This is a genomic window from Halobacillus sp. ABA4_118, assembly GCF_056160205.1.
This window is the reverse complement of the sequence record NZ_JBSWWS010000001.1, coordinates 847,484-868,035: the sequence shown is the minus strand read 5'-3', so window position 1 is coordinate 868,035 and position 20,552 is coordinate 847,484. Positions and strand designations below refer to the sequence as shown.

Annotated in this window: 16 protein-coding genes and 1 pseudogene; 13 read left to right on the top strand and 4 right to left on the bottom strand. The window is 43.4% G+C overall.

All coding sequences use genetic code 11. The features are described from left to right. Nucleotides 1-230: 230 nt before the first annotated feature. The 13 genes and pseudogenes from ACXAGL_RS04305 to ACXAGL_RS04245 all read left to right on the top strand — a co-directional run bounded on the left by ACXAGL_RS04305 (nt 231) and on the right by ACXAGL_RS04245 (nt 15,432). A complete protein-coding gene (locus ACXAGL_RS04305; RefSeq protein WP_474990078.1) occupies nt 231-1,616 on the top strand; it encodes a capsular polysaccharide export protein, LipB/KpsS family in 1,386 nt (461 codons plus the stop codon). Next, a complete protein-coding gene (gene kdsB / locus ACXAGL_RS04300; protein WP_474990076.1) occupies nt 1,582-2,307 on the top strand; it encodes a 3-deoxy-manno-octulosonate cytidylyltransferase in 726 nt (241 codons plus the stop codon). Before ACXAGL_RS04305 ends, kdsB begins: the two co-directional genes overlap by 35 nt. Beyond that, nucleotides 2,304-3,134, top strand: coding sequence for a 3-deoxy-8-phosphooctulonate synthase (gene kdsA, locus ACXAGL_RS04295; protein ID WP_474990074.1), 831 nt, complete (start codon nt 2,304-2,306; stop codon nt 3,132-3,134). The genes kdsB and kdsA overlap by 4 nt, the downstream gene beginning before the upstream one ends. A gap of 15 nt (nt 3,135-3,149) precedes the next feature. After that, nucleotides 3,150-4,130: a KpsF/GutQ family sugar-phosphate isomerase gene (locus tag ACXAGL_RS04290; RefSeq protein WP_160836544.1), complete on the top strand. Its 981-nt coding sequence runs from the start codon at nt 3,150-3,152 to the stop codon at nt 4,128-4,130. A 1-nt stretch (nt 4,131) separates the two neighbouring features. After that, nucleotides 4,132-4,677 carry a KdsC family phosphatase gene (locus tag ACXAGL_RS04285; protein WP_474990072.1) on the top strand — a complete coding sequence of 182 codons (546 nt, stop codon included), beginning with the start codon at nt 4,132-4,134 and terminating at the stop codon, nt 4,675-4,677. 11 nt (nt 4,678-4,688) lie between these two features. Further along, nucleotides 4,689-5,120 (top strand): HIT family protein, encoded by a 432-nt coding sequence (locus ACXAGL_RS04280; protein WP_474990069.1) that lies wholly within the window; start codon nt 4,689-4,691, stop codon nt 5,118-5,120. A gap of 160 nt (nt 5,121-5,280) precedes the next feature. Beyond that, nucleotides 5,281-6,063 (top strand): ABC transporter permease, encoded by a 783-nt coding sequence (locus tag ACXAGL_RS04275; protein WP_474990067.1) that lies wholly within the window; start codon nt 5,281-5,283, stop codon nt 6,061-6,063. Nucleotides 6,064-6,185: 122 nt separating this feature from the next. Then, nucleotides 6,186-6,806, top strand: a pseudogene (locus ACXAGL_RS04270) (ABC transporter ATP-binding protein); the annotation flags it as partial. A 7-nt stretch (nt 6,807-6,813) separates the two neighbouring features. Beyond that, nucleotides 6,814-7,911, top strand: a complete 1,098-nt coding sequence (locus tag ACXAGL_RS04265; RefSeq protein WP_474990065.1) for a capsular polysaccharide export protein, LipB/KpsS family — start codon at nt 6,814-6,816, stop codon at nt 7,909-7,911. 19 nt (nt 7,912-7,930) lie between these two features. After that, the gene (locus tag ACXAGL_RS04260; RefSeq protein WP_474990063.1) at nt 7,931-11,113 is read left to right on the top strand and encodes a capsular polysaccharide export protein, LipB/KpsS family; all 3,183 of its coding nucleotides are present in this window, start codon (nt 7,931-7,933) and stop codon (nt 11,111-11,113) included. Continuing rightward, entirely contained in the window at nt 11,110-11,763 is a 654-nt protein-coding gene (locus ACXAGL_RS04255) for a hypothetical protein (RefSeq protein WP_474990061.1), read from the top strand. The genes ACXAGL_RS04260 and ACXAGL_RS04255 overlap by 4 nt, the downstream gene beginning before the upstream one ends. Before the next feature lie 24 nt (nt 11,764-11,787). After that, nucleotides 11,788-14,763: a capsular polysaccharide export protein, LipB/KpsS family gene (locus ACXAGL_RS04250; RefSeq protein ID WP_474990059.1), complete on the top strand. Its 2,976-nt coding sequence runs from the start codon at nt 11,788-11,790 to the stop codon at nt 14,761-14,763. A gap of 57 nt (nt 14,764-14,820) precedes the next feature. Then, the gene (locus tag ACXAGL_RS04245) at nt 14,821-15,432 is read left to right on the top strand and encodes an acyltransferase (RefSeq protein ID WP_474990057.1); all 612 of its coding nucleotides are present in this window, start codon (nt 14,821-14,823) and stop codon (nt 15,430-15,432) included. 31 nt (nt 15,433-15,463) lie between these two features. Here the strand turns inward: ACXAGL_RS04245 and ACXAGL_RS04240 are convergent, their stop codons facing one another. The 4 genes from ACXAGL_RS04240 to ACXAGL_RS04225 all read right to left on the bottom strand — a co-directional run bounded on the left by ACXAGL_RS04240 (nt 15,464) and on the right by ACXAGL_RS04225 (nt 20,545). Beyond that, complete coding sequence (locus ACXAGL_RS04240) at nt 15,464-17,461, bottom strand: InlB B-repeat-containing protein (protein ID WP_474990055.1); 1,998 nt, start codon at nt 17,459-17,461, stop codon at nt 15,464-15,466. 886 nt (nt 17,462-18,347) lie between these two features. Continuing rightward, nucleotides 18,348-18,545, bottom strand: coding sequence for a hypothetical protein (locus tag ACXAGL_RS04235; protein ID WP_474990053.1), 198 nt, complete (start codon nt 18,543-18,545; stop codon nt 18,348-18,350). Beyond that, nucleotides 18,538-18,798, bottom strand: a complete 261-nt coding sequence (locus ACXAGL_RS04230; protein WP_474990051.1) for a helix-turn-helix domain-containing protein — start codon at nt 18,796-18,798, stop codon at nt 18,538-18,540. Before ACXAGL_RS04230 ends, ACXAGL_RS04235 begins: the two co-directional genes overlap by 8 nt. A 247-nt stretch (nt 18,799-19,045) precedes the next feature. Continuing rightward, nucleotides 19,046-20,545, bottom strand: a complete 1,500-nt coding sequence (locus tag ACXAGL_RS04225; RefSeq protein ID WP_474990049.1) for a sodium:solute symporter family transporter — start codon at nt 20,543-20,545, stop codon at nt 19,046-19,048. Nucleotides 20,546-20,552 lie beyond the last annotated feature (7 nt).

Below are 20,552 nucleotides of genomic sequence, written 5' to 3'. Positions count from 1 at the left end.
AAAGATAAATACCAATTTTAACCAAAAAATAAAGACATTAAGTCTAGTATAACACAAATGTAAGCGATATCATATGACATTTTACAACATTTTAACATCTTTTACTCCAATTTTCTTCATTTGACTCCCTGTATATGGTAGAATACATTACGTATTTCAAAAAAGAATTTATATTTTGAAAAGTGCGGTTATTGAGGGGTTTGCAAGCAAAGCAATTTGGGGGAAATTGGATGGCGAATTACTTGTTTTTAAGGGGCAACAGAAATAAGCACTTTTTTTCTGACGTAGCTTCTGAATTAGAAGAAAAAGGGCATACGTGTTATCAACTGAAATTCGAGCTGGGTGAACTCTTAATTCCAAGTAAAATTAAGGCAGTTTTCGTTCCCAAATACATATCACAAGAGGTTTACCCGATTTCGGATGAAGAACTGCTCGAAATGAAGATCTATAACATTACGTATAAAAAAGAGATGAAAAATACGCAGGTGTCAGAGAAAGAACTCCGCATGTACAAGCAGTATATGTATTTTATCGATCAGTTCATTGAGGAACACCACATCGATTTTATCTGCATGTTCAACGGCTATCATTGGATCGATCAGGTATCAAAATACCTGGCGGAAAAAAGACAGCTGCAGACGATCTATTTCGAACAAGGCTATTTCAGGCCTCATACGCTTACATGTGATCCTCAAGGAATCAATAATGATGCCTCCATTCCCAGAAGCAGACATTTCTATGAAGTTGTCCAAATGGACGACAAGCGGATGAAGCACCATCTCACTCATCCGGAAAATGAAGACCTTCTGAACGTCAAAGGGGAAAACTTGACGCAGGTGGCTTTAGTAAAAGTAGCAAGTATGCTCGGCAGTGTGCTGAAGGTCAACCCGAACTTGTATGCACATATCACCTGGCATGAAGCCATCAAATACTTCCTCTTCAAACAGGGGTTTAAATTCATGAAAATGGATGAACAGCCTCTGCCGGAGGAGTTTCTATTTGTTCCTTTTCAAGTATCCAGGGATACGCAGATTTTCTACAATTCCTCAATCAAAAGTATGGAGGAACTCGTTGACCTTACCTACGCCCATGTACAAGAGATCAATCGGAAGCAGAACCGCAATATCCATCTGGTTTTCAAGGAGCATCCGGAAGATATGCCGCGCAACAATTATAAACAGTTGAAGAAGCGGTACAAAGACAACCCAAGGGTAATGTTCCTGCAGAAGCGGAGTGTACCGGAACTGATCCGGAAAAGTCTCGGGGTGATCACCATCAATTCCACGGTGGGGATTGAAGCGCTGATCCAGCACAAGCCGGTGATCACCCTTGGGGATGCGTTTTACAACATTGACGGTGTCGTCCGGCATTGTAAGGACCTGAATCAATTGCATAAAGAAATAGAATATATACTCAAACATCCGGTGAACGATACTCTCATTTCTCAGTTTTTATATTATCTGAGATTCAACTATCAGCTGGAAGGCAACTTGATCAGCCGGAATCCTGCGACAGCTGAAAACGTAGCGGAACATTTGGACAGTGTTCCGGACTATAAATCTTTATTTAGGGGTGAACAGAATGAAAGTCGTTGGCATCATACCTGCAAGATATAACTCCTCCAGATTCCCTGGAAAACCATTAGCCGATATTTTAGGAAAGCCGATGGTTCAGCATGTGTTTGAAAGAGTCCGTGCATCACAAGTGATTGATGAAGTGGTGGTCGCCACGGATCATGAAGACATCAAGCAGGCCGTTCTTGACTTCGGTGGACGCGTCGTTATGACCAGTGAAGATCACGAAACAGGCTCTGATCGTATCGCTGAAGTTGTTTCCAAAATTGAAGGAGATATCTTCGTCAACATTCAAGGAGATGAGCCTTTAATACATACAGGCACGATTGACAAAATCGTAGAAACTGCGCTTGAGAACCCGGAAAGTGTGGTCACAGCCAAAACGAAGCTCGAGAACATGGAAGATGTGCAGGACCCGAACATCGTAAAAGTCATCGCAGACCAGAAAGATTCAGCGATTTATTTCTCAAGATCGCAGATTCCTTACAACCGCTCCAAAGAAACTATCAACTACTACAAGCACCTTGGAATATACAGCTACCCACGTGAAGTGATCACTCAATTCGTTGACCTGCCACAGTCTCCGCTTGAGCGGGTGGAAGTCCTTGAGCAGCTGCGCCTGCTGGAGAACGGCTATTCCATCAAAGTAGTTGAAACGTCCTACGATGCTGTAGGCGTTGACGTACCAGAAGATATCCAAAAAGTAGAAAATATTATGGGGGTAACACAATGAACATTGAAACGAAACTAAACGATCAGATTACATTCGGCGGTAACAATCCATTTGTCCTTATTGCAGGACCATGCGTACTGGAAGACCTCCAGGAAGCCATTGATAATGCAAAAAAAGTAAAAGAAATCACTGACAGACTCGGCATTCCTTATGTGTTCAAAGCATCATTTGATAAAGCCAACCGCTCCTCTATCCACTCCTACCGTGGACCTGGGTTCGAAAAAGGCCTGGAAATGCTTGCAGCCATCAAAGAAGAAGTAGGCGTACCTGTTACATCTGATATCCATACTCCTTCCCAGGCGGCAGCCGCCGGTGAAGTCCTGGATATCATTCAGATTCCAGCGTTCCTATGCCGTCAGACAGACCTTCTTGTTGAAGCAGCGAAAACAGGAAAGATCGTCAACGTGAAAAAAGGACAGTTCCTCGCACCGAACGACATGAAGAACGTCGTTACGAAACTGCAGGAATCTGGGAACGATAACACACTGCTGACAGAGCGTGGCTCCACATTCGGCTATAACAACCTTGTTGTAGACATGCGTTCTCTTGTAACGATTAGAGAGCTTGGTGCTCCTGTTGTCTTCGATGCGACACACAGTGTTCAGATTCCAGGCGGAAACGGAACATCTACTGGTGGTAAGCGCGAGTTTGTTCCATACCTGTCCCGTGCAGCCGCCGGCGTAGGCATTGATGGATTGTTCATGGAAGTTCACCCAGAGCCTGAGAAGTCACCTTCTGACGGCCCAAACATGGTAAGAATGGAAGATTTGGAAGACGTACTGAAGCCAATCGCAGAAATCGACCGCTTAGTAAAAAATATCAAATAAAGGGTGGGAACTCACATGTTGGATTTGCAAACCGAAGTAGATTACCGTTCAATCGTGGAAGAAGTTTTGGATGTCGAAGCAGGTGCGATTACAAGCCTGAAAGAGCATTTGGATGAAAACATAGATAAAGCAATCGAAATGATCTTATCAACCAAGAATCGTACGATTATAACGGGTATGGGTAAATCAGGTCTCATCGGTAAAAAGATTGCTGCAACTCTAGCTAGTACTGGAACACCGGCGATTTACATGCACCCTTCTGAAGGTCTTCACGGCGACCTTGGTATGGTCACTTCTGAAGATACGGTCATTGCCCTTTCAAACAGTGGAGAGACCGAGGAAGTTCTTAACCTACTGCCTTCCCTTCAAAAGATTGGTACAAACCTGATCTGTATTGTGAAAAACCCGATGTCGACTTTGGCTATCAAATCTGATGTAGTTCTGACCCTGGGCAGATTTGAAGAAGCGTGCCCGCTTCGCCTGGCACCTACAACAAGTACGACCGTCACACTGGCCCTTGGAGATGCGATTGCAGTCGCCCTGTTGAAAAAACGCAACTTCCAGCCGGAAGACTTTGCACTGTTCCATCCCAGCGGTTCACTGGGACGCCGTCTGTTAATGACGATCGACAACCTTCTGGCTGCATCGAAAAAAAGCCCGATGGTTACCGAATCCTGCACAGTGAAAGATGCTTTATTTGAAATGACGAAGCATGGTCTCGGAGCCACCTGCATCGTCGGGGAAGATGGAACGCTTCAAGGCATTCTGACCGATGGTGATATCCGCCGTGCTATGGCAAGCGGAGAAGACGTCATGGATCAGACAGTAAAAGAGCTCGGCAACACGATGCCGATTACAACCCAGGCCGATGTGCTGGCGACCAATGTACTTGAAATAATGGAAGAAAAGCGAATCAACGTCATGCCGGTCATTGATGAGAATAACAAGCCGCTTGGCATGATTCATTTTCACGATATGATGAATTTGGGGATTTAATATGAGTGCACAAAACGTAAAGCTTATGGTTCTTGATGTAGACGGTGTCCTGACAGACGGCCGCCTCTACATTGGATCCGATCAAGTCGAATATAAACCATTTCACACAAAAGACGGCATGGGCATCAGTCTTGCCCGCTATGCCGGCATTAAAACAGCCATCATCACCGGCCGTCAATCACCGGCCGTTGAAAAACGCGCCGGAGAACTGAAAATCGATTTTGTCTACCAGGGGATCCATCACAAACAGAAAGTGCTTGATGAGATTCTGGAGTCACTCAATCTGACGATGGCTGAGGTCTGTTACGTTGGTGATGACATCAACGATCTTCCTGTCCTTCGTCAATCAGGATTTGCCTGTGCCCCGAGTGACGGGGTGGCGATTGTGAAGGAAAATGTCCACCTCGTAACAAAATCCAAAGGCGGCGAAGGGGCTGTCCGTGAGGTAGTCGAGACCATTCTCGATGCGAAAGGTGATTTGAATGAATGGATCGAAGATTACCTTGCCGGTGTCACAAAGTCGGAAACGGTAAAAGTCCAGCAGTAAGGAGAATGACGATGACGACATGTCCAATTTGTGAAAAACATCAGAAGAACGACCCTGGCATCCTCTTTGAGAATGACGCCTGGGTAATCAGCTCAGGTCCTCACGCTTCTCATGTCTTAGGTTATGTTTATTTAGAGCCGAAGCGACACGTGGAAGATTGGACGGAATTGTCAACGGAGGAATTCTCTCAGGTTGGCCCGCTGGTCAAAAAGGTGGAAGCTTTTTTGAAAGAGCAGGGAAAGGCTGAGCGTCTCTATATGGTGACGATCAGTGAAGCAGTCCGACACCTTCATATTCACTTGATTCCGAGAGAAGAGGGTGAAGAATTGAAGGGACTGCCTTTAATTGAACAGGCTACTCAGCAGAAGCAAAACGTGAATCCTGTACTACTCGCTGATTATGAATCTTTCATACATCAAATGAAGCAGTATCTGGCTGAGTAAATAGAGAAAAGCAGGTATTGTGTACCTGCTTTTCTTGTATGAGAGCGTCGAAATCATGGATCAAGCGGGTTTTATATTCATAACAGGTTTTGTAAGATAAGAGATATGACCATCGATATAAGATTGTAAGATGACCAGACTAACTATTAAGGTGTTATATATGAACAATTCGCAGACAGGTTTTAAGCAGCACGCTGATTTCGTCTTTACTCTGGCTAAGAGAGAACTGAAATCAAAATATCAGCAATCCCTATTAGGGAAACTGTGGGTAATCATTGAACCCCTTGGATTAATGATTGTCCTATCAATTGCCTTTTCCCTATTAGTTCCTTTACCAAGTGAGGGGTTTCCTTACCCAGCGTTTCTCTTTGTTGCACTAGTGCCTTGGTTGTTCTTCAATAATGCTGTAAATGCATCATCAAGAACGATTATTGGGAACGCGGGGCTGATTCGTCAGAGGAATTTCTACAGGCCGGCGTTGGTGCTGGTAAAGCTATTATCAGAAACCTTTAATTTCTTTATTACATTAATAGCGTTGGCCCTCGTGCTTCTGTTCTTCCAGATTCCGCTGGGGTTCAATGCACTATATGTCATTCCAATATTTATAATCCAGTTTATGATGATGCTGGGACTGATGTTGTTTCTTTCATCGGTAAATGCTTATGTGAGGGATTTTGGGCTGGTAGCGCCGATTATGTTGAGAATGGGGAGGTATTTGTCCCCCATCATGTACTCTTATCAAGCGATACCAACCCAATATAAACCATATATGGCTTTAAATCCTTTGACTGGTCTGTTTGATGGATATAGACAGGCCGTGCTTCATAATAGTGCACCTGACTTTTCGTTATTATTATTTTCTTTAATTTTCGCTTTAGTTGTTCTTGTGATCGGATGGGTGACTTTTACTAAACTCCAAAAGAATTTCGCAGATGTTGTATAAGGGAAGTGTGATAAATGGATAACTACGCAATTCAAGTAAATGGCGTGGGGAAGGAGTTTCTATCCAACCCCCTTAACCACTTCAGCTTAAGGAAGCAGGCGAAGGACAGCCACTGGTCGATTAAAGATGTATCCTTCTCTGTCAAGCCGGGAGAATCTGTAGCTATTCTTGGCGGGAACGGCTCAGGGAAGAGTACACTTCTTAAGTTGATTCTGGGCGTTACTTCTCCTACCAAAGGAAATATAAAAATTAATGGGAAAATAGGCGGGCTTATAGAATTAGGGGCCGGCTTCCATAAAGAGCTGACAGGTAGAGAGAATATATACATTAATGGCGTTGTACTGGGTTTAAAGGAAAAAGAAGTGGACTTAATCATCGGCGATATTATCGAGTTTTCAGAGCTTGGGAGTCATATAGATAAGCCGGTTAAACAATATTCGTCTGGAATGAGAGTAAGACTTGGTTTTTCTATTGCGATCCATGTTGATTCAGATATTGTATTGCTGGATGAAGTGCTGGCCGTAGGTGATGCTAAATTCCGTGAAAAGGCTCTTGCAGCGATTAAGCAGTATTTAAAAGGTAAAACGATCGTATTTGTTTCTCATAGTAAAGCCCAGGTGAAGCAGGTCTGTGAAAAGGGCATAGTCATCGACGAAGGCATGGTGGCCTACGAAGGTGAAATACGGGACGCTGTCGACGTTTATGATGAAATCATTAAAAAGAAAAAGGAAAATGTTTCGTGAGGCATTTATGAACAATCGTTTGAAAGAATCAGTAAAACGTCTGGTGAAAAACGTGCAGGTTTTACTTTTATTTATAGAATTCATGTTTAAACCAATCCACTCCAGTGAGAGAACAGTGGCTCTTGTATTCAATGTTTCGAAATGGAAGCGGAATTACGTGCACCCATATCTCAAAGACTATGAAGTAAAGTTCATCCCCTTAGGAAATCCGATGTTCCTTTTGAAGTTCATGATGAAACGTGTGCCCTATAAAGTCATCGTAAACTGGGGATACAGTCATGAAGCAGCCATTCAAAAGCTTGCAAAGGACGAAAAGGTTCCCATTTACAGGATTGAAGATGGTTTCCTGCGTTCTGCTGGATTAGGCTCAATGCATACGCCTCCTTATTCCATGTGTTTAGATACCAAGGGGATGTATTTTGATTCAACAAAGGAAAGCGACCTTGAGGACATTCTAAACCATTATGATTTCTCATCAGACCCAGTGTTGTTAGAACGTTCGGAGAACATTATCCGCCAACTGCTGAAATTAAAGGTGAGCAAATATAATCATGTACAAGAGAAGGATATATCAGAAGTGTACGGTTCCAAGCGGGGAAGAAGGGTCTTGGTGATCGGCCAAGTGGAAGATGATGCATCTATAAAAATGGGGAGCAGGCAGGCGTGGACGAATAACGATCTAGTTCGATTAGCCGTGAAGGAAAACCCCGGCGATGAAGTGATTTATAAGCCCCATCCTGATGTGCTGATGGGACGCAGAGAAAGATTATCCAACCCGGAAGAGATCATGGATATAGCAAAAGTGATTGAAGAGCCCTTGAGTATAGATGATGCTTTTCAAACCATCGACCACCTTTATACCATTACTTCTTTAACTGGATTTGAAGCCATGTTGAGAGGAATCAAAGTGACAACTGTCGGAGCTCCGTTTTATTCCGGATGGGGACTGACGGATGACCGGCAGGAAGTATCAAGGCGGAAACGTATATTATCTATAGAAGAATTGTTTGCAGGAGCCTATATCTTATACCCAGCTTATATCAATCCTCATACAAAAAAGAAAATCAGTATTGAAGAAGCGATTGATTCTATAGTAAAGAGCTAATATTCAGGGAGGAATAAATGTGAAGAAATACAGAAAAAAACTAAAAAAAGTCATCGGCAACACCCTCTTTATGGAATTAGCTGTTTTACAGAAGAAGATCATGCCCAAAGTAAAGACTGAGAAGCCCGTCGCTGTTCTTTTGGGCTTCAGTAAATGGAAGTACGCACACATTCAATCCTTCCTGCATGATTATGAAGTGAAGTTTTTACCGGATGGTATGAATATCCACACGATTAAAAATGAACTGCATCGGTACAAGGACGTGATTTTTGTTGTATGGGGCTACAAGGATACCCCTGAAATCGAAAAATACGTCAAGAATAAAGACATTCCCTACTACCGACTAGAAGACGGGTTTATCAGATCGGTGGATTTAGGAGCGTCGAAGAGCAAGCCGCTCTCCATCTGCCTGGATTCGCAGGCTCTGTATTATGATGCGCAGAAACCTAGTGATTTGGAAGATATTCTTAATACATATGATTTTCAAGCTGATCCACTATTATTAGAAAGAGCCAAAAAGCTAATTCAGAAACTAAATGATCTCTCTATCAGCAAGTACAATAACGTCGAATCCAAAGATGTACATGAGATTTATGGGGAGAAACGGAAAAAGAGAATCTTAGTAGTTGGTCAGGTGGAAGATGATCAGTCCATTAAACGCGGATGCTCTAAACCTATGACAAACAACGAGCTTGTCTGGATAGCGAAATCGGAAAATCCAAATGCTGAAATTATTTATAAACCTCATCCTGATGTTCTATTTAATAAAAGACCGAGACAATCCAATCCAGACGACGTGAGGTCTATTGCCAACGTTATAGTGACTCCTCTTAGTTTAAGCGATTCCTTCAAAACCATTGATCATGTGTATACTATTACTTCTCTATCCGGATTTGAAGCATTGATGAGAGAGATTCCAGTAACTACCCTTGGAGCTCCGTTTTATTCAGGGTGGGGGCTTACCGACGACCGTCAGGAAGTATCCCGCAGACAACGAACGTTATCCTTGGAAGAAGTTTTTGCTGCTGCCTACATTCTATATCCAAAGTATCAGCACCCGTTTACAAGAGCGGATATCGAAGCGGAGGAAGCTGTGTCTCTTATTAAAGAACTAAGAGATATCAACCAATCACACTCTGAGAAACAGTATGCTGTAATGTGGGGGCTTACGAAAGATCAAGAGAAAGTGTTAAGCACCCTGTATCCAGAACATACTTTTGTTCAAATGGAAGAAGCAGAGAGAATGATTGGTATCGATATCACGCTGTTTGTGCGGGACAAAGCTAAATATCGAACCCAAATCCATAAGGCAGAAAAGAACGGATGGAACATTCAGTTGATCAACAGAGGGCTGTTTGCCACGGTAGGGAATCATCATAATACCATTTCCTCTTCCTTGACGACTGCTCAATTTAACTGTCATGAAGAACAGGCAAATGGGCTGGTTTCATTCCTGAATGATTATGACTTTGAGGCGGATGATGTAACGCAGAAATCTCATGACCTCATTCACTCTTATCATTCTTCAGGACTTTCTGGGTATAACCAGACGCCTGGCAGTGACATTGATCACCTATATAATGGAAGCAGAAGAAAAACGGTCCTGGTTTTAGGAAACAATGAAGCTTCTCCGAGGTATACAGGGTCATTCACAGAAACCACCAATAAAGACTTGATTTGGTATGCACGAATAAACGAACCGGATGCCCAATTGATTTTCAAACCGCATCCGGAGGATATTCAATCAGGGGAAGATACCTTTACCTACAGGGATATGGAACACGCAGCTGTCCTATTAAAAGAACCTACACAATTGAAGGACTGGCTTTCTGTTGTGGATGAAGTGTATACCATTGATTCGAATGGTGGTCTGGAAGCAGCGTTATACGGAAAGCAGGTTACGGTGCTCGGGTCCCCTTATTACGCAGGCTGGGGGTTCACCAAAGATATAGCCTCACTAGATAGAAAACGAACTCATACACCAATTGAAGTATTTGCGGCAGCAGGGCTTATGCATACGGCCTACTACCATCCATTCTCTTCTCAATTGATCCAGCCAGAAGAGGCCGTTGAAATGATGAAGCAGGTAAACAGGGTGGAAGGGAATAGAAATCATTGCAAAGATCCTGTAACGACTCATTCAACAGTGGATGGAGGACCTCTTGATCCAAAGAAAGACCCTGCTCCATACCTTGAGATTGATGGAGAAAACAATAGCAGAATCGGTGTTCTGTCCCAAGGAATGCTGGACATTCCACATCTGGAAAGCTTTGTGAACGGAGAAATTATTGAAAAACCGAAAGATAACGCTGAGAATTTGAGTTTCATAGCAGGCTGGGGAATGAAGCCAAGTGCGAAAAAAGCCCAGGACTTCAGTGCGAAATATCATGTTCCATACTTAGGTATGGAAGACGGGTTCCTAAGATCGGTGGGATTAGGTGTGGATGGATCCCCTTCCCTTTCTATATGTGTAGATGATGTGGGCATTTACTATGACGCAACAAGACCCTCGAGACTTGAAAACATATTGAATGCGCGTGATTGGGAGTCACCGAAGCTTCTTGACCAAGCGGATCAAGCAATCCAATTAATTCGAAAGCATTACCTTAGTAAATATAATCATGCTCCGATGGTCGAACCTGATGTGTTTAAGCCTACCGGTCGTAAACAAGTGCTTATTGTTGATCAAACGCTTGGTGATATGTCGATAGAATTAGGCCTTGGTAGTAAAGAACTGTTTAAAGAAATGTATGAAAAAGCTGTTCAGGATAATCCGCACCATGATGTGTATGTGAAGACACATCCGGATGTGATTACCGGTAAAAAACAGGCGAATATAGAGCAGCATGATGTTCAGGAAGATACAGTATTTATTTATGATAACTGCAATCCACTGTCCCTGTTGGAGAAAGTGGATAAAGTGTATGTCGTCACCTCCCAATTAGGCTTTGAGGCTTTACTCATGAATAAGGAGGTTCACTGCTTCGGCATGCCATTTTACGCAGGGTGGGGATTGACCCACGATCGTCAGTATATCGCACGTAGAACCAGAAGACGGACATTCACAGAGCTGTTTGCAGCGGCTTACATGTTATATCCAAGATATTTAAATCCATATACAAACCAACGGGGCAGTATTTTTGATGTCATTCAATATTTAAGTGAAAACAAGGTTTCGAAAGGGGAGGAAACAAAGGTATGACAGCCAATCGTATGATCGAGACTGTAGAACTGAATCAATTCAATCTTAAGAAGAAACACGAATATAAGATGACGAATGAGATTGAAAGCCTGAGAATGGAAGGCAGTCAAATCATTATAGAAGGATTCTGCTTCTTAAGGAAGATCAGTCCTAAAAGAATAAAAAACATACGTCTCCTTTTCGAAGACCAAAGCCCTCGTAATCGAAAAGCGATTGTTGTGAAAGAATTAGAGAAGAAAACTAGAAAAGACGTTACGTTCATATTCGCCGGTAAACATGACAACTATGATTATTCCGGGTTTAAAGCCGTTATCGATATAAGAGATCTCCCGGATTACAAAAAGTATATGCAATTTAAACTCATGGTCATGTTTGAGGTAGATGGAAGGAACATCATCCTGCCTTTTACTAAAAATCACAGTACGCTGGGGAAAAATAAAATGCCTCAATACGAAAGCGTACAAATGAGCTATAAGAAACATTTCTTTCTCAACTTTAATGGGGATAAATCTTTTTCTCAAAAATATGAGTCATTGAAAGACCAGCTCTACGTCAAAGTGAAAGGCAGATACAAAGATATGCCTTTAAATGCGAAAAAGGGCTATGTAAGAAGTACACTGGTCTTTATGAAAAATAAAATCTTGAGGTAGACATTAAGGGCGGGAGTGAGAGATATGAATGTGTTTATTTACGGGTTAAGCTTTATGAAAATCAAAGGGAAGTTTACAGGTCAGCCTATATTTTTGAAGAAAATCATGGATGAATTCAAAGAAAAAGGTCATCAATGCTATTACTTGTATAGAAATGAGATTACAGACCTCGCTACCTTTAAGGAGCTTGGCATTGATGTACCAATGGTGGAACTGAAAAGCCATGTTGATTTCCAGTACAATGAATACGAGAAGTACTCGGATAAAGAATTAAACGATATTATTAATTTTGATGTAGAAAAGTTCAAGAAAACGAAAAATAAAGACCAAACCAGACTCTTCAAACATAACACCCTCCGCATTCTCGAGAACCTCAGGGAATACGATGAACAATTCAATATAGATATGATTGTTGTATGGGGAGCCGGATATATCCCGCGGGCGATGAGTCATTATGCGAAAAAGAATAAGAAGAAACTTGTAGTCATGGAAAATGGATACTTCCGTCCTCACACACTTATGGTGGATGCCAATGGAGTGAACTTTGAAAACTCTGTGCCCCGAACAAGAGACTTCTATGAAGACCTGGAAATGGATCAGGATAAATTCAATACGTACCTCTACCAGCCCGAAATTGCCGAAATAGATGATACGTTAAGCCGGAAATATGATGATACCAAGCCTTCGTCCACGGAAGCCCCGGCTCCCGTACCTGATCCTGAAACCCGTCCAATCAAGGGAGAGTATGTGTTTGTACCCTTCCAGTTAGAAACAGATTCTCAAACAATCTCTCATTCCCGTAGAATTAAAACGATGAGAGAACTTATGCTCTATAGTCTGACGGCTGTTACCAATTATAATAAAGCTAATAATACGAAGCTGAAGGTGGTATTCAAAATCCATCCCCACTATAAAAATGATGGGGATAATTTCTACCTGGAAGGCTTGCGGGAGGTATGCAAAACCTACGGGGAAACCGCTGTCCTGCTTGAAGAAGGGGACTCCACGCAGCTGGTCAGGCACGCCAAGATGGTCATAACGATCAATTCCACTGTTGGTATCGAAGCTTTAATGTACAACCGTAACGTTGTGACATTAGGAGACGCTTTTTACAATATCGATGGTATCGTAGAAAACGTGACCCCGTATAACTTAATTACTCAATTCAAATCCCTCGTAACGAGAAAAGTAAACACAACGCTCATTGAGAAGTTTTTATACTTCCTGAGGTTCCATTACTTTGCAGAGACCTATTACCCGGATGCAGATGCTCAATCTGTGAAGAGACTTGTTCAGAAAATGATCGATATTAACCCAACCTATAATTATAAGGAAAACGCTCGGTATTATATCGATAAGTTCCAACCGAAAGAAACAACATTCTCTGTTAGTCACATTAAATTCACTAAGGTCGGCAACATTACGATGAAAGTAAAAACCAACATTCGAGATAAAGAGAAATATGATCAATTAAGCTTCTACATGGAGAATTCTTCTACAGGCGGGTTTATCAGATTAAAGCCGAAAAGCATTGATTATGATAAGAAAGAACTGACATTTTCCATATTGACGAAGCAGATCTTCTTTAAACAGGAATCTATCGATGACGGCCCGTGGGATTTGTTTGTTGAAGAAGAAGGAGTATCTGGACGCAAGCATTTGCAATGGAAGAAACCGAATGAGAGTGAAAGGAACCTGTTGATCAATAATCAGGTCTATCACTGCGATATAAGGACCGGCAAACTGAACTTAAGTAAAGTTAAAGATGTGTCTGCGATTCACTCTCTTATATCAGAGAGTGTGAATCAGTGGGAGAGCTTTTCCGATACGTACCTGGAGATGGACCCAACCGCTGCTGATGCAATCGAAGAAGGACGACTCAATATTTTGTATATGCCTTGGATTGAGCGGTCCACGAACGGTCACATCAAAATCATTGATGATCGGACCCATCTGAATTTTATTCCTTTCCGCTACTTTAAGAACGTAGATGATTCTGCTTACAGAAGTAAAATCAACAGCTATGCAAGGGAAAACCGCGTTCGTTTGAAAAAGCATATCAAGGCTCATCTGGCTGAACATTATATGGGAGTAGACGGTGTGGCCGTCACGCTTGACTGGATTGCGCCGATCTACATCTTTATTGAAGCCTGTAAAGAATTAGGGATTCCGACTTTCCTAATCCCACATGAGTCTGTATTCGCTAAAATGGATATGTATTACCTTGATGTCGTCACTGGGATTGACTGCCCGGTTTCGGATTACGTACTAGCATGGGGAAATATTCAAAAGGATATTTTCGCTTCCAGAGGATATGACGAGAGCCGTATCATTAACGTGGGTACTCCGAAGTTCGATGTGAATAAGAACTATCAGCCTGCCATCACGAAGGAAGAATTCTTTAGTAGTATCAAATTTGATGTGAACAAGAAAACAATGCTCTTCGTTATGCAGCCGCTCGATTCCCAGTATCATGAAGAGGATGCACGGTTTGCTCAGAACAAAATTATAAAAGATTTAGTGAAAATCAGTGAGAGCAATGATTATCAGTTGATTCTCCGTCTTCCACCTGCCCTGGGTGATAAGCTCATCGATAAGCCGATGCTTGAGAAACTGCAGTCCATGTCCCACGTCTATCTGGAAGGGCTGGATAATACACCAATTGCACCACAGGATGCTATCCTGCATGCTGATACTATTCTTTCGATCAACAGCACAATGCTCTTTGAAGCAGCTCTGTTGAACCAACCATCTCTCGCTATCAAGTACATTGATTTTGATTTGTTCTGGGAAAAGGCCGGACTGCCTGCTGTATACAGCTTTAATGAACTCGAGAATAAGATTACTGAACTGATTCATTCTGGAGAGAACTCTCTGACCGATGAAGGTTGGAATTGGGCTGCTGATCAGTTGAGTGATGGAACTTTTGATTTGAACGCATCGAAGAAAATCGAAGAACAGTTGCAAAGAACATTGAAACCAGTGATTACTGTAGAATAAATTCACTTCAATATAACTACTCATCAACCTACTAATGTTTTGGAAGGGGCCTTTTTCATGGAGCTAAGAGAACAACCACAGACGTTAAAAACGAATGTAAAAGGGAAAAAAAACTTTCTTGAAATTGATGATCGATCTAAAAATTATAACCTGGATATTAACATAAGCGGGACAGACAATAACATTGTTGTTGGTAAAGGGTCTTCCTGCAGGAAGCTCCAAATAGAAATTAAGGGAAATAATAACTTAGTTTCTATTGGTGAAAATTGCAGTGTTGTTGGAAAGATAGTTATCACAGGGGACAATCAAAAAGTGATGATTGGGGATAAGACCACTTTTGGGAATGCGACTCTTCTGGCCAGAGATGGGCAGGATATCATAATCGGAGAAGACTGCTTATTCTCAACAGCTATCAAAGTCCGTACTTCTGATTCTCATCCGATCATTGAAGTGGAATCAGGGAAGGCTATCAATGATGCAGAGACTGTGATTATTGGAGATCATGTGTGGGTTGGGGCAGAAGTTGTGATACTCAAAGGAGCGGAAATCCCTAATGACAGTATCATTGGAGCCAGTTCTGTTGTGACCAAGAAATTCAAGCAGGAAAATACGGTCATTGCCGGCTTTCCTGCGCAAGTCATCAAAGAAGGAACATCCTGGGAAAGATAAAGAGGAAGAGGCTGAAAGCCTCTTCCTCTTTTTATTCTTCTTTCTTTTCAAATACAGCAGTTACACTCTTGTCCTTATCCATCATGAACGTCGCAGACCGCTTCGAACCACTAAGGTCCCCCTTCCACCGGACAAACGTCCAGCCTTCTGCAGGTGAAGCGGTGACCGTGACGTTACCGCCTGCCTGTACATCCTTTTCGGAAGCCTCAACGGATCCTTCTCCTTCCACGGAAGTAGAAAGTGTGAATCGCTCTGTTTCAGGCTCGGGCTTTGGTTCCGGCTCCGGTTCAGGTTCGGGGTCTGGCTCCGGCTTTGGTTCTGGATCCGGTTCCGGCTCCGCTTTCTTCTTGAAATTCGCTGAGATTGCCCGGTCGCTGTTCATCGTGATACTGATGTTGGAAGAATAGCTTCCCGTGCTCCATCCAGCAAACGTCCATCCTTCTTTAGGTACGGCGCTTAAGTTCACCATCGTTCCCTTGCTGAACTGGCTTCCTGACTTATCTTTATGAATGTTCCCCTGCCCGTTTATCCCTACATTTAATTGATACATAGTAGGCTCAGGCGCAGGATCTGATTCGGGTTCTTTTTCAGGTTGTGGTTCATCTTCTACGGGTTCTTCCGGTTCTTCGTCTGCTTTCTTTTCAAACACGGCGGTTAAAGACTTATCTTCATCCATACTGACATGGATATCCGCTTCCGTTCCTGCATACGATCCTTCCCAGCGGACAAATTCCCATCCGTCCGCGGCTCTTGGTCTTAAAGACACATCAGCCAGATGGCTGTAGGTGGTGGCCAGGGAGTCTCGGACGATTCTACCTTCTCCCTCTATGGATAAATTCAGATCATAGCTTACCGGCTCGAATACAGCGGTCACAGCCATGGAACCTTCCACTGTCCAATTTACGGAAGCGTCCGTTTCATCGGAATCGATATCCCCTTCCCAGCGGACAAATTCCCATCCGTCCTCCGGATGAGCGTCAAAGGTGATTTCTTCGCCGGTTGGATAGGCGTCCATCTCAGGATATATCGTGACGCTGCCATATCCTTCAGCACTCGTTTCGATTATGTTTTCATCGCCTTGCACTTTCACTTTGATCTCTTTGGTATAGGTTTGGTATTCCAACGTTAAGGTATCGATTCCTTCTTCAACAGCGGTTATCGATATTTCGTCGGAAGCTCCATCTGTGTCAATTTCAATCAGGTCTTTCTCTGTGGACCAATCCGGTGAGATGTCCATATCCTCTCCGGATTCATCGACCCCGGATGCAGAAATGTCTACCGATTGTCCGACCGCCAGAGGCTCAATGTTTTCCGGATCGACCGTTACCTCATCCAGCACCTGCTCGGCTACTTCCACGCCTTTTGAATAGGTAAGGGATTCCCAGACCGCTGATACGATGGTTTTTCCAGTGGCATCAGCGGAGAATTGATTCACTCCACTTTCTTCATCTACGACAATCTTTCCAATGGAAGGATCCTCCACTTCCCAGTCTGCCTCCAGAGGAACAAGGTTTCCGTCGTTGTCTTCCCAAACGAGTTCCAAATCCCGTTTGTACCCTTCCTGGACCATTGATCGTTCCAAATGAACGGAAATCTTGTCATTGATTTGGTCCAGCTTTTCCTGAATGGGTTCTTTCTCGCTGTAATTCAAGCCTTTATCAAGAGTACTGACGGCTTTTCCTACTTTTTTTTGCATGAGGAAGACATCGGATAAAGCCGTGTAATTGGAAGCGCGTTCCGGAAGTTCATAGATTCCATCGTTTAGAACCTCTACGGCTGCTTCATAGTCAGATAAAGCTATGTATGATTCCCCGAGTTCAAGCCGTGCCTTTTCATGAGAAGGGTCCATATCAAGCACATCGTGATAAAGCTCTGCACTTTCCTCATATTCCTCATTCTCAAAAGCAGCTTTTGCTTTTTTATAGATCTCTTCGGCTGTATCGGCCTGTACAGCATTCATTGTAAAGAAGGCCATGCCGCCGATAATCAAAATACCTGCCAGTACAAGCAGGACATACTTCTTGTTCATAGACCCACACCTTTCCATTAAAATCATGTAGTTTCATTATACATGGTGGCCGACCTATTGCGGGAGGATTCGAGGATATATTTACAAATCTATGAAATACCTAGGTACAGAGAATCAATTCTTCATTTCAGGGTTAACGATCCACGATAAAATCCGATTGATAGAGTGGACCCATTCCGGAGGGCCCTCTATTCGTTTGCTTCTTGAAATTCCATCTCTAGGTACGTATAAACTATATTTCTCGAAAGGTCTCATTTCCTGACAATCGCCGCTATGCTGAACACTCCTCTTTTTAACTGATGAACTTAAACATGCTTTTCCAACCTTTCCACTCCTTGAACCTCCAAGCAGAAACTGTTGAATTTAGTCTAGCAGTTACATGCATTTTCATGTATTATCTTTTCCCACTATATAATACTCTTGAATGGTGAAGAAGGCGATACATTTAGGGTTTTAACACAGTTGCTTGCAATTGTTTGTAAATTACAATTCTTTTAGTTAGTGTTTATGTGAAAAAGGAATTATTTAAAAAGGAGTTGGTCATGTGGAAGTGAAGTTTATAATTCATAATAGTCCTATTACTTGTGAGACCGAGGTGGTACCAAACGAAGGGGCAATTGTAAGTATTGACCACCACAAATACAAAGGAGATTATATTGTCACTGAAATAAATACAAAGTATGTCGCTACTCAACCTAATTACATTGGCAATTTTCAGATGACTTCTGAAAATTTAGTTTATTTAGAGAAGAAGTAGCTTAAGTGTCGATGATTTTAGAATCATTTTTTGGTGTACCTCTAGAATGTTAGATCATTAAAGGATATCGTAGTATCAACAGTTTGTGTTGCATACTACGCTATTAAATGCATGTTGGAAGTCCGTAATTCAGAAAGAATAAGGACCGTGTTTAATTATAACTAATATCTCTTGAATGGCTTCTGATTTCGTAGGGGCTTCCGCTTTAATATGGGTCTGTTTCCAAGAGGTCATGGCCATAACAGGATTTTGGCCGAGGAATTCAATATAGATGGAAGAAGTTGAGGAGGGGAGGAGTAAATACTCTTTCTTTAAAGAATCAGTCATCGTTTTCCTCCCCTTTTTTGTCTAATGGAATGGAAGGGATCAGTTGTTTAGGGTGGACGTCCAGCGCATGAGCTAAATAGTAAAAGTTCGTAATGGACGGGTTTCTTCGTCCTCGTTCTATGCCGCTGATATACGTCGGATGCATGCCCGGCCGGTACGCCAGCTCTTCCTGGGAGAGCCCCTGCGCTAACCGTAGATCCCTTAAATGTTTTCCGACTGCTTTTTGGATGAGTGTATGAGGTATTGGTTTCATAAGAAAATCATCGTATGGATTGGAAGGAACAACCATAGACGATGAGTCAAGTTGCCGCTTTCTTTAAATAATGGTTACTTTTTTATGGGGAATAGCGGGATCATAAAGGCTAGCGTTAGGTTTAGTGAGAACGAGAATGTCTTTTTTTACTTGATTGGCATTTAACATGAAAAGAAGCGTACCATCCTTAGGTTTCTACCAGAGGTGATACGCTTCTTTTATAGATTTTTTTCTGATATATGGAAGATTAACTGGATCTCTCCAACACCAGATTTTCTTCCTTCGCTTTACCAGTCAACACGCTCACAACGCCCATAATGATAAAGGCCGCAGCGGCACTGAAGAACATGGCAATGAAGATATTTCCGAATACGTTCAGCGTTGTAAAGGCGACATATAAGGAAGCGCCTGTCACCACAGCGGCAATCGCGCCGTAGTGATTCGCCCGGTTCCAGAAGTACCCGAGGGTGATCGGTGCGATGATCCCGGATATGATCGCGGAGAAGCTGAACTGGATCAGGAAGGCCAGCGACTCTGGTCGTTCCAGCGAGAAGTAGAGAGACAGCAGGCCGACGACGATCAGGGATCCTTTAGCCACTTTCAACGACTTGTTGTCCATCTCCTGGACGGACATTTTCTTCGAGGACAGGATCGGTGCGACTACGCGGTACAAGTCGTTGCCGATGCTTGTCGTAATGCCTAGGTACAGGCTGTCTGTGCTCGATAAGATCGCAGAGATGATGCCGACGATCATGATGGCTGCGATGAAACTCGGGAAGGCCTCAATGACATAGGTCGGAATCGCTGCATCGGCACTCTGCAGGCTCGGGAACAGGACGCGGGCGGCGAGTCCGCCGAGGACCATCAGCGTGGAAATGATGCACAACACGAGGCCGGCGGATAAGGTGAACGGAGCCAGGTCTTCCTCTTTTTCAATCGAGAGCACTTTGTTTAACAGGTGCGGCATCAGGACGAAACTGAAGAGCAGGAACTGGACGGCCATGATCGCGAGCGCACTGTTATAGGGGCCGCTGTCAGCAATGGCGGCGGTCAGGTTCGGATCGATGCTGTGCAGGCGGTCGGTCAGCACACCGAAGACGTTCCACCCTCCACCGATCGTCCAGAAAAAGGATACGACGATGAAAATCGAAGTGACCGCCATCAGAATGCCCTGGATGCCGTCGGTAATGATCTGTGCGAAGGCGCCGCCAAGGCCGATGTACAAAATCGTGATGGCGACACCGATGATGATGCCCCAGGAGTAGGGGATGCCGATGACGGTTTCAAAGATAGTCGCAAGCCCGACGTTCTGCCCGACGATATAATACACATTGAATAAGATCAGTAAAGAAACGATCGCCTGCAGGGCTTTCGAGTTATAACGCTTCCCAAGCCACTCGGGAAGGGTCGACACGTGGCCGAATTTCTTTCCGTACCGCCAGAACGTTTTGGCAAAGAGCAGCAGTCCCACCCAGCTGACACCAAAGCAGCCGAGGGTGTACCAGAGGACGGCCGTTCCGTGTTCGTAGGCGAGTCCCGGAACACCGATGAACAGGTTGGCACTGGCGTAACTGGTTGCGAAACTTGCGCCGACAAGCCAGGGGCTCACTTTTCCGCGGGCCGTTGCAAAGCCGGCCATCGACTGGCTGTGCGCCCGGCCTTTTTTACCGACCCACGTCACAGCGGCAAAGTATACAGCTAGTAAAATAATGACGGTCCATAGTAATACGCTGGAGCTTGTAAGCATCGGTTAA